Origin of the sequence: Arenimonas sp., from assembly GCF_035312645.1 — a bacterium.
In the GTDB taxonomy this organism is placed as follows: domain Bacteria; phylum Pseudomonadota; class Gammaproteobacteria; order Xanthomonadales; family Xanthomonadaceae; genus Arenimonas.
In genome coordinates, this window is the sequence record NZ_DATGBO010000010.1 from 24111 (window position 1) to 33752 (window position 9642).

11 protein-coding genes and 4 tRNA genes are annotated in these 9642 nt (G+C 63.3%); 11 read left to right on the plus strand and 4 right to left on the minus strand.

Annotated elements, in window-relative coordinates; all coding sequences use genetic code 11:
• Positions 1–32: 32 nt before the first annotated feature.
• The 4 genes from ppk2 to hemA form a co-directional block, all read right to left on the minus strand.
• Positions 33–812, minus strand: a complete 780-nt coding sequence (gene ppk2, locus VKM35_RS00875; RefSeq protein WP_324317378.1) for a polyphosphate kinase 2 — start codon at positions 810–812, stop codon at positions 33–35.
• An 84-nt stretch (positions 813–896) separates the two neighbouring features.
• On the minus strand, positions 897–1418 hold the full coding sequence (gene moaB / locus VKM35_RS00880; RefSeq protein ID WP_324317380.1) for a molybdenum cofactor biosynthesis protein B: 522 nt from the start codon (positions 1416–1418) through the stop codon (positions 897–899).
• Positions 1415–2500, minus strand: coding sequence for a peptide chain release factor 1 (gene prfA, locus VKM35_RS00885; RefSeq protein WP_324317382.1), 1086 nt, complete (start codon positions 2498–2500; stop codon positions 1415–1417). The genes moaB and prfA overlap by 4 nt, the downstream gene beginning before the upstream one ends.
• Positions 2478–3749 (minus strand): glutamyl-tRNA reductase, encoded by a 1272-nt coding sequence (gene hemA, locus VKM35_RS00890; RefSeq protein ID WP_324317384.1) that lies wholly within the window; start codon positions 3747–3749, stop codon positions 2478–2480. Before hemA ends, prfA begins: the two co-directional genes overlap by 23 nt.
• A gap of 63 nt (positions 3750–3812) precedes the next feature.
• Here hemA and lolB point away from each other — a divergent pair, with 63 nt between their 5' ends.
• The 11 genes from lolB to VKM35_RS00945 all read left to right on the plus strand — a co-directional run.
• Complete coding sequence (lolB, locus tag VKM35_RS00895; protein WP_324317386.1) at positions 3813–4517, plus strand: lipoprotein insertase outer membrane protein LolB; 705 nt, start codon at positions 3813–3815, stop codon at positions 4515–4517.
• Positions 4514–5389 (plus strand): 4-(cytidine 5'-diphospho)-2-C-methyl-D-erythritol kinase, encoded by an 876-nt coding sequence (gene ispE, locus VKM35_RS00900; protein ID WP_324317389.1) that lies wholly within the window; start codon positions 4514–4516, stop codon positions 5387–5389. The genes lolB and ispE overlap by 4 nt, the downstream gene beginning before the upstream one ends.
• Positions 5390–5467: transfer RNA gene (locus tag VKM35_RS00905), tRNA-Gln, on the plus strand.
• 45 nt (positions 5468–5512) lie between these two features.
• A complete protein-coding gene (locus tag VKM35_RS00910; RefSeq protein WP_324317391.1) occupies positions 5513–6469 on the plus strand; it encodes a ribose-phosphate diphosphokinase in 957 nt (318 codons plus the stop codon).
• A 100-nt stretch (positions 6470–6569) separates the two neighbouring features.
• Positions 6570–7256: a 50S ribosomal protein L25/general stress protein Ctc gene (locus VKM35_RS00915; protein WP_324317393.1), complete on the plus strand. Its 687-nt coding sequence runs from the start codon at positions 6570–6572 to the stop codon at positions 7254–7256.
• Positions 7257–7301: 45 nt separating this feature from the next.
• Positions 7302–7883, plus strand: coding sequence for an aminoacyl-tRNA hydrolase (gene pth, locus VKM35_RS00920; RefSeq protein WP_324317395.1), 582 nt, complete (start codon positions 7302–7304; stop codon positions 7881–7883).
• Between the two features lie 82 nt (positions 7884–7965).
• Positions 7966–9057, plus strand: coding sequence for a redox-regulated ATPase YchF (gene ychF / locus VKM35_RS00925; protein WP_324317397.1), 1092 nt, complete (start codon positions 7966–7968; stop codon positions 9055–9057).
• Between the two features lie 70 nt (positions 9058–9127).
• A tRNA-Tyr gene (locus VKM35_RS00930) sits at positions 9128–9213 on the plus strand.
• A gap of 28 nt (positions 9214–9241) precedes the next feature.
• A tRNA-Gly gene (locus tag VKM35_RS00935) sits at positions 9242–9315 on the plus strand.
• A 47-nt stretch (positions 9316–9362) separates the two neighbouring features.
• Positions 9363–9438: transfer RNA gene (locus VKM35_RS00940), tRNA-Thr, on the plus strand.
• A gap of 63 nt (positions 9439–9501) precedes the next feature.
• A partial coding sequence (locus VKM35_RS00945) for a GTP-binding protein (RefSeq protein WP_324317401.1) occupies positions 9502–9642 on the plus strand: 141 nt, incomplete at its 3' end.

Below are 9642 nucleotides of genomic sequence, written 5' to 3' on the forward strand. Positions count from 1 at the left end.
TGTCGTTATCGCTATCGTGCGCAGTGCGCACGCTACGAATATTTTCCCTTGATCGGCTTCACCGGGCCGGCGTAGTTTTCGACGCCGGGTTTACCCTTCAGTGCCGGGAAAACAACTTTGACATCCGGCACCTTGCTGTCGGGCAGGCGGTCGAGGAAGTCGCGGATCAGGTTCAGGCGCCCGCGTTTCTGGCTATTGAAATCCACGATTGTCCAGGGCGCATGCTTGCTGTGCGTGGCGGCCATCATCTCGTCGCGGGCCTTGCCGTAGTCGGCGTATTTTTCCCGCGCCTTGAGGTCGATCGGCGACAGCTTCCAGCGTTTTAGCGGGTCTTTGGCGCGTTCGGCGAAACGTTTTTCCTGTTCTTCCTGATCGACTGCCAGCCAGTACTTGAACAGCAGGATGCCGTCGTCGACCAACTGTTTTTCCAGGATCGGCGCCTGCTTGAGAAATGCCGCGGTCTGCGCCGGCGTGCAAAACCCCATCACTTTCTCGACGCCGGCGCGGTTGTACCAACTGCGATCGAACAAGGCGATCTCGCCGGCTGCCGGCAAGTGCTCGAGATAGCGCTGGAAATACCATTGACCCTGTTCGCGTTCGCTGGGCTTGGACAAGGCAACGACGCGGCACTGCCGCGGATTGAGCCGCTCGGAGATGGCGTTGATGGCGCCGCCCTTGCCGGCAGTATCGCGCCCTTCGACCAATACGAGGATGCGCTGCCCGCTGGCCTGCAGCCAGCGCTCCATCTGGTTGAGCTCGACCTGCAGCGCTTCGAGTTCCTCTTCGTACTCTTTTTTCTTGAGCTTGCTCATGCGCGTCTCTCGATGATCCGGGCGATGTCCGGCAACAAGATACCGTCATTTTGCGGGATGACGAATCCTCACGTGCTTTTCCGCTCAGCGCTCGCGCAATCGCGGCCGCAGATTGGCGAGGTTGCAGGGCTTGGTGCGGGAATCGAGTTGCGCGCGGATGAGTTTTTCCCAGCCGGTGGTGCAGGCCGAGGTCGAGCCGGGCAGACAGAAAAGAAAGGTGCCGTTGGCGAGGCCGGCGAAGGCGCGCGATTGCAGCGTCGACGTGCCGATGTCCTCGTAGCTCAGCGCGCGGAACATTTCGCCGAAGCCGGGCATTTCCTTGTCCAGCAAAGGCAGCAGTGCTTCGGGCGTGGAATCGCGGCCGGTGAAGCCGGTGCCGCCGGTGACGAGGATGCCGTCCGCGCCTTCATCGGCGATCCAGGCCGAGACCAGCGCGCGCAGGCGATATTTGTCGTCCGGCAGGATCGCGCGGCTGTGCAGGCGATGCCCGGCATCGATGAGGGCATCGACCAGGAAATCGCCCGAGGTATCGTTGCTTGCTGTGCGCGTATCGGACACGGTGAGCACGCACAGGTTCAGCGGAATGAAGTCGTTGCTCGCGGTCATGCCGCCTCCGTGAGAAGTTTCAGTTCGTCGGCCTGGTGTTCGCGGGTGAGGCGGTCGACGAGATCGTCGAGATCGCCGGTGATGATGTTGGCGAGGTCGTAAAGCGTCAGGCCTTCGACGCGATGATCGGTAATGCGCCCCTGCGGAAAATTGTAGGTGCGGATGCGCTGGCTGCGATCGCCGCTGCCGACCTGCAGGCGCCGCGATTCCGCCTGCGTTGCCGCCTGCTTGGCGCGTTGTTCGTCGAGCAGCTTCGCCTTGAGCAGGCTCATCGCGCGGGCGCGATTCTTGTGCTGGCTGCGTTCGTCCTGACACTCGACCACCAGCCCCGTCGGGATGTGGGTGATGCGGATGGCGGAGTCGGTCTTGTTGACGTGCTGGCCGCCAGCGCCGGAAGCGCGGAAGGTGTCGGTGCGGATGTCGTTCGGCGGGATCTCGATGTCGTCGATGTCGTCGAGTTCCGGCAGGATCGCCACGGTCGCCGCGGAAGTATGGATGCGGCCCTGGGTTTCGGTGTCGGGCACGCGCTGCACGCGATGCGTGCCGGATTCGAATTTCATTTTCGAATACGCGCCGCGGCCCTCGACGCGCGCGATGATTTCCTTGTAGCCACCGTGTTCGCCGGCATTGGCGGAAATGATTTCCAGCTGCCAGCGTTGACGCTCGGCATAGCGCGCGTACATGCGGAAAAGATCGCCGGCGAACAACGCGGCTTCGTCGCCGCCGGTGCCGGCGCGGATTTCCAGAAACAGGTTGGCTTCGTCGCGCGGATCTTTCGGAATCAGCAACAGGCCGAGTTCGTTTTCGAGTTCGGCGATGCGGGCTTCCGCTAGCGGGATTTCCTCGTTGGCGAGCTCGCGCATTTCCGGGTCGTCGCGCATCGCCAGTGCGGAGTCGAGATCGCGCTGTGCCTGCTCGTGTTCGGCCAGCGATTTCACCACCGGATCGAGCTGCGAAAATTCCCGCGACAGATCGCGGAAGCGTTTGTTGTCCGAGAGCACGGAAGGTTCGGCGAGCAGACGGCCGACTTCTTCGTGGCGTTCGGCCAGGGCCTCGAGTTTACGGCGCAGGCTGGGTGTCATCGTCACTGTCGAAAAGGCGTTCGGCGACACGCAAAAGATCGGTGTCGCCGCTGAGCGCAGCCTGGCGCAATGCGCTGCTAGGCGCATGCAGCAGGCGATTGGTGAGTTGGTGCGCGAGGCGTTCGAGCACCTCGTGCGGATCCTGGCCGCGCTGCAATTGTTCGCGGGCCTCGCCGAGCGCGCGTTCGCGCTCGTGTTCGCCGCGGCTGCGCAACAGGCGCAGCGTGTCCTGCCGGCCCTGCGCCTGCCACCAGGCCATGTAGTGCTCGACCTGCAGGTTGATGATCGCTTCCGCTTGCTGTGCTGCTTCACGGCGTGAAGCGCGGTTTTCTTCGATCACCTGCTCAAGATCGTCGACGGTATACAGATAGACATCCGGAAGTTGCGCGACATCCGCGGCGATGTCGCGCGGCACGGCGAGGTCGAGCAGCAGCATCGGCCGATGTTTGCGACTGCGCAGCGCGGTCTGCACGGCCTGGCGGTCGAGGATGGGTTCGCGGCTGGCGGTGGCGGCGATCACGATGTCGGCTTCCGGCAAATGCCGCGCCAGTTCCGACAGCGGCAGAGCGTAACCGCCATGGCGCGTGGCCAGGGCCTGCGCGTGTTCGAGCGTGCGGTTGGCGACCAGCAGGCGCTTCACTTTTGCGTCGGCGAGATGGCGTGCGGCGAGTTCGATGGTGTCGCCGGCGCCGATCAGCAGCACGGTGGCGCCGCTGAGTTCGGTAAAGGTCTGGCGTGCGAGACGAACGGCGGCGAAGGCGACCGAGACTGGATGCGCGCCGATGCGGGTATCGGTGCGTACGCGCTTGGCGACGGCGAACGTCTGCTGGAACAGTCGATCCAGCGGCGGGTTTAAGCTGCGGGCATCACGCGCCGCCTGCCAGGCATCCTTGACCTGCCCGAGGATCTGCGGCTCGCCGAGGATCAGCGAGTCCAGCCCGGTCGCGACGCGGAACAGATGGCGGACGGCGTCGTCGTCCTGATGCAGGTACAGGTAACCCGCCAATGCGTCGGGCGAGACCTGGTGGTGCTCGGCCAGCCATTGTGCGACGCCGGCTGTTTTTCCATCGGCGACCTGTGCGTAGATTTCGGTGCGATTGCAGGTCGACAGCAGTGCAGCTTCCTCGACACCGTCGACCGCGCGCAAGGCCGCCAGCGCCGCGGGCATCTGCCCGGCGTCCACCGCCACCCGTTCGCGGAAAGCGAGCGGGGCGGTCTGGTGATTGAGGCCTAGGGCGATCAGCGGCATGGGTGCAAGGGAACCTGGGTTTCGGCAGCGATGGGGTAAGCTTTCGCCGCGCCGTGCTCTATTGTGGATCCGGCGGCCATTTTAGCCGGTCTCGCCAGACAACCCATGATTTCGCGCAAATCTCCGGGCGGTGTTCGCCGCCTCCTGCTCCCGACGGCCGGCGTTGCGCGCGTTCCGCAGCTGATGTTCGTCTTGATGTGTGCCTCCTTGCTATTGCTGGCGGCGTGCGTGCCGAAAGTTGTGCGGACGACGGGTGGCCAGGGCCTTGCGGCACAGGAAGCGAGGGAGGCGCTGCTGGCGACGCGGACGAATTGGTCCTTCCGTGGCCGGATCGCGTTGAGCCAAGGCAAGCAGGGCGGCAGCGGTCGCATCGAATGGCGACAGCAAGGCAAGGATTTCGATGTTCGTTTGTCGGCGCCGATCACCGGCCAGAGCTGGCGTCTTGTCGGTCAGGCAGGGCATGCGCGTCTCGAGGGTCTGCAAGGCGGAGCCCGCGAAGGCGATGACGCCGAAGCACTGCTTTTGACCGCGACGGGTTGGCGGATTCCGCTGACGGCGATGACGGCTTGGGTGCGCGGAAGCCGCGCTGCTGGAACCTCCGAACTGAGCTTCGATCCGGAAAATCGCCCCAGCCTGCTGCAGCAGCAGGGCTGGGCGGTGGAATATCGCGAATGGAACGGCGGGTCGCCCGCGCTGCCGAGCAAAGTGTTCGCAAAGCAGGGCGAGGCGAGCGTGCGGCTGGTGATCGAGGCCTGGGAAGCGCCATGAGCGCCGATCTTTTCGCCTGGAGCGCTTGGCCGGCACCGGCCAAGTTGAATCTCTTTCTGCGGATCGTCGGCCGGCGCACGGACGGCTATCACCAGTTGCAGACTGTTTTTCAGTTGGTCGATTGGGGCGATACGGTGTCGATCCGACGCCGCCGCGACGACGAAATCCATCGTGTCGGCGGTAGCGATTACGGCGTGCCGGCGGTGGATGATCTGGTGGTACGGGCAGCTAGATTGCTACTTCTTGCCGTGAAAAGCGAACATGGTGTCGACATCTCCGTCGAAAAGCACATTCCGGCAGGGGGCGGCTTCGGCGGTGGGTCTTCGGATGCGGCGACGGTGCTGGTCGTTCTCAATCGAACCTGGGGACTGGGTTTGGGCGAGGACGCGCTGGCCGAGCTTGGCCTGCAACTGGGCGCTGATGTCCCAGTGTTTGTGCGCGGGCGCAATGCCTGGGCGGAAGGCGTGGGCGAGAAACTGGTCCCCATCGACTTGCCGGCCGCCTGGTATCTCCTGGTTGATTCCGGCGTCTCGGTGCCGACCCGGGAATTGTTCCAAGCCCCTGATTTGACCCGGGATGCGGTGCCAGCGACAATAGCGGACTTCGCTTCTGGAGCCGCGCTCGGCAATGCCTTCGAGCCGGTGTTGCGTCGCCTGCAGCCCCGGGTGGATTCGGTGCTGACGGTGCTCTCGCAGCACGGCAAGGCCTGCCTCACCGGTACCGGCGGCGGTTGTTTCCTGCGCTTCGATGCGCGGGAAGCGGCCGAAACGGCGCAAGCGCAGCTACCTGCCGACCTTCGATCCTGGGTCGTGCGGTCGGCGGCGGAATCGTCCTTGCACCGGGCGCTGCGGGAAGCCGAAGAACGAGTTTAGTGGGGCGTCGCCAAGTGGCCTAAGGCACCGGGTTTTGATCCCGGCATTTCGTAGGTTCGAATCCTACCGCCCCAGCCATTCGAGCATCGATCCATCCGTAGTTCCGTCCTTGGAAGGCAGCGCATGAGCAAGCAAAACCTTCTCGTTTTTTCCGGCAACGCCAACCGTCCGTTGGCGCAGTCGGTCTGCCGGCAGTTGGGCGTGCCGATGGGCAAGGCGCTGGTCGGCAAGTTTTCCGACGGCGAAGTGCAGGTGGAAATCGAAGAAAACGTGCGTGGCCAGGATGCGTTCGTGATCCAGTCCACCAGCGCGCCGACCGCCGAACATTTCATGGAGTTGCTGGTGCTGATCGATGCGCTCAAGCGCGCGTCGGTCGCTAATGTCACCGCGGTAGTGCCGTATTTTGGCTACGCCCGTCAGGATCGTCGCCCGCGTTCGGCGCGCGTGCCGATCACGGCGAAGGTGGCGGCGAAGATGTTTTCGGTGGTCGGCGCGGATCGCGTGCTGACGGTCGACCTGCATGCCGAGCAGATCCAGGGTTTTTTCGACATGCCGGTGGACAACGTCTATGCCTCGCCGCTGCTGCTGGCCGACATCTGGCGCAGCCAGGGCACAGACAACCTGATCGTGGTTTCGCCGGACGTCGGCGGCGTGGTGCGTGCCCGTGCGATCGCCAAGCGCCTTGACGACGCGGAACTGGCGATCATCGACAAACGCCGTCCGCGCGCCAATGTGGCGACGGTGATGAACATCATCGGCGACGTCGAAGGCAAGTCCTGCGTGCTGGTCGATGACATCGTCGATACCGCCGGAACGCTGTGCGCCGCGGCGGCTGCGCTCAAGCAGCACGGCGCGAAAAAAGTCGTGGCCTACTGCACCCACCCGGTGCTGTCGGGTGCGGCGATCAACAACATCAGCGGCTCCCAGCTCGACGAGCTGGTGGTCACCGACACGATTCCGTTGTCGGACGCGGCGCGCGCCTGCGGCCGGATCCGGCAGCTGAGCGTGGCGGAACTGCTGGCCGAAACCATCCGCCGCATCGCGGTGGGCGAATCGGTCAGCACGCTTTACGTGGATTGAAGAATTCGGAGCGGATTTCCGCTCCAAAACACTCACCTGGTCGCGGGTGAGTGACAACGTCGCCGCGAGGCGGCCCATTACTGAAGAAGGCAATACGAAAATGGCTACTACCCACAACATCACGGCTTCCAGCCGCAAGGACGAAGGCAAAGGTGCGAGCCGCCGCCTGCGTACCAGCGGTCACGTGCCGGCCATCGTTTACGGCGCCAAGGGCGTGCCGGAAAGCGTGCAGGTCGAGCACAACCACCTGTGGCTCGCCACGCAGAACGAGTGGTTCTACTCGTCGATCCTCGACCTCGCGGTCGACGGCAAGGTGCAGAAGGTCCTGCTGCGCGATATGCAGCGCCACCCGTTCAAGCAGCAGATCCTGCATCTCGATTTCCAGCGCGTGGACGAGAACGAAGCGATCCGCTTCAACGTGCCGCTGCACTTCCTGAATCAGGAAAAATCCCCGGCCGGCAAGACCGCGGGCATCGTGGTCACCCACGAGCTCAACGAAATCGCCGTCATCTGCTTGCCGCGTGATCTGCCGGAATTCATCGAGGTCGACCTGTCGAATCTCGAGATCGGCGCGATCGTGCACATGTCCGAGCTCAAACTGCCCAAGGGCGTCGCCCTGCCGGCGCTCAAGCACGGCAAGGAACACGATCTGGCTCTGGTCATCGCCAAGCACGCCAAGGAAGAAGTCGAGGAAGCGCCGGCCGTCGTTGCCGAAGTGCCGTCGACCAAGGCAGCCAAGGCAGGTGCGGCTCCCGCAGCAGCGGCTCCGGCGCCGAAGAAGAAGTAAAACACTTCCGGCGGCGCGGGATTTCCGCGTCGCCGGAGTGCTTCGATGGCAGGACTTCGCCTCATCGTCGGCCTGGGCAATCCCGGTGCCGAACACGCCCGAACCCGGCACAACGCCGGGTTCTGGTTTATTGACGCGCTCGCGGAGAAATCGGGTGCGCGCTTTGGTCTGGAATCGAAGCTCCACGGCGAAACCGCCAAGGTGCATATCGACGGCCAGACGGTTTGGCTGCTCAAGCCGGCCACGTTCATGAACCTCAGCGGTCGGTCGGTGACGGCGGCATTGCGCTACTGGAAAATCGAGCCGGAAGAATGCCTGCTGGCGCATGACGAACTTGATCTGGCGCCGGGCACGGCACGGCTGAAGTTCGATGGCGGGCATGGCGGGCAGAACGGCCTGCGCGATACGGTCCAGCACCTCGGTCACGGGCGCTTTCATCGCCTGCGGGTAGGGATCGGGCATCCCGGTCACAAGGACAAGGTGACTCCCTGGGTATTGGGTCGTCCGGGTCGCGATGACGAGGCTTCGATCCTGCGCGCCATCGACGACGCCATCTCGGTCATGCCGTTGGCGGTGACGGGGGATTTCAACGAGGCGATGAAGCGGTTGCACACGCCGAGGGAGTGAGTTGTGAGCGGTGAGCGGTGAGCGGGCCTTCGGGCTTGTTCCCTGCTCACCGCTGACCGCTTACCGCTGACAGGATTCATCAATGGGCATCAAATGCGGCATCGTTGGTTTGCCGAACGTCGGCAAATCCACGCTTTTCAATGCCTTGACCAAGGCTGGCATCGCTGCGGCCAATTTCCCCTTCTGCACGATCGAGCCCAACACCGGCGTCGTGCCGGTGCCGGACCTGCGCCTGAGCGAGCTGGCCGAGATCGTCAAGCCGCAGAAGATCATCCCGACCTCGTTCGAGTTCGTCGACATCGCCGGCCTCGTCGCCGGTGCTTCCAAGGGCGAGGGTCTGGGCAACAAATTCCTGGCTCATATCCGTGAGGTCGATGCGATCGCGCACGTCGTGCGCTGCTTCGAGAACGACGACATCGTCCATGTCGCCAATCGGATCGATCCGATTTCGGACATCGAGACGATTGACACCGAGTTGGCGCTGGCCGATCTGGATTCGGTCGAAAAAGCGCTGAATCGTGCCGAAAAAGAGGCAAGAGTCGGCAATAAAGATGCCATCGTGAAAAAGGAAGTGCTGGCGCGGCTGCGCGCTGGCCTCGATCAGGGCACGCCGGCGCGTGCGCTGGGGCTGTCGGAGGAGGACAGGGCGGCGGTGCGCGACCTGTTTCTGCTGACGCTCAAGCCGGTCATGTACGTGGCCAACGTGCTTGAGGATGGCTTCGAGAACAATCCGTACCTGGACAAGGTGCGGGCGCGGGCCAAGCTCGAGGGTGCGGAAGTGGTGCCGGTCAGCGCGGCGATCGAGGAAGAGATGTCGCAGCTCGAGGACGCCGACCGCGCGGAGTTCCTGGCCGAGATGGGGCTGGAAGAGCCTGGCCTGAACCGCGTCATCCGGGCGGGCTATACCTTGCTTGGGATGCAGACCTATTTCACCGCCGGTGTGAAGGAAGTGCGGGCCTGGCAGGTTGCCAAGGGCGCCACGGCACCGCAGGCCGCGGCCGTGATCCACACCGATTTCGAAAAGGGCTTCATCCGCGCCGAAACCATCGCCTACGCCGATTTCATCAAGTTCAAGGGCGAATCGGGTGCGCGTGATGCCGGTCGGCTGCGCCTGGAAGGCAAGGAATACGTGGTCCAGGAGGGCGACGTACTGCATTTCCGCTTCAATGTCTGACCCGGAGCGGCTATTCTCCTGAGCCGTTGACATTTGCCCTCGTGGCCGCGAAAATTACGGGCTCCCTTGTGGAGGGATACCCAAGCGGCCAACGGGGGCAGACTGTAAATCTGCTGGCTCACGCCTTCGGTGGTTCGAATCCACCTCCCTCCACCAGTTTTGCGTCAAGTGGTTTTGATGAAAAGCGGGAGTAGTTCAATGGTAGAACCTCAGTTTTCCAAACTGATTACGCGGGTTCGATTCCCGCCTTCCGCTCCATTGGCTGGTTGCAACTTGCTTTAAGCGTCACCGCCCCACACATCGTTGCTCATGTAGCTCAGTCGGTAGAGCACTTCCTTGGTAAGGAAGAGGTCGCTGGTTCGATTCCAGTCATGAGCACCACATTCCCCGTGCCGCGTTCGCGGCGCGGATCCTCAGAAAACTTGAATTCACCGGGTAAACGCAATGTCCAAGGAAAAGTTCGAGCGCAAGAAGCCCCACGTGAACGTGGGCACGATCGGTCACGTTGACCATGGCAAGACGACGCTGACGGCGGCGCTGACCAAGATTGGCGCGGAACGGTTTGGCGGTGAGTTCAAGGCATAC

Bases quoted from the DNA above. Each gene is read 5' to 3' on its own strand.
- ppk2 (WP_324317378.1), bottom strand. From the start codon at position 812: ATGAGCAAGCTCAAGAAAAAAGAGTACGAAGAGGAACTCGAAGCGCTG.
- moaB (WP_324317380.1), bottom strand. From the start codon at position 1,418: ATGACCGCGAGCAACGACTTCATTCCGCTGAACCTGTGCGTGCTCACC.
- prfA (WP_324317382.1), bottom strand. From the start codon at position 2,500: ATGACACCCAGCCTGCGCCGTAAACTCGAGGCCCTGGCCGAACGCCAC.
- hemA (WP_324317384.1), bottom strand. From the start codon at position 3,749: ATGCCGCTGATCGCCCTAGGCCTCAATCACCAGACCGCCCCGCTCGCT.
- ispE (WP_324317389.1), top strand. From the start codon at position 4,514: ATGAGCGCCGATCTTTTCGCCTGGAGCGCTTGGCCGGCACCGGCCAAG.
- VKM35_RS00910 (WP_324317391.1), top strand. From the start codon at position 5,513: ATGAGCAAGCAAAACCTTCTCGTTTTTTCCGGCAACGCCAACCGTCCG.
- VKM35_RS00915 (WP_324317393.1), top strand. From the start codon at position 6,570: ATGGCTACTACCCACAACATCACGGCTTCCAGCCGCAAGGACGAAGGC.
- pth (WP_324317395.1), top strand. From the start codon at position 7,302: ATGGCAGGACTTCGCCTCATCGTCGGCCTGGGCAATCCCGGTGCCGAA.
- ychF (WP_324317397.1), top strand. From the start codon at position 7,966: ATGGGCATCAAATGCGGCATCGTTGGTTTGCCGAACGTCGGCAAATCC.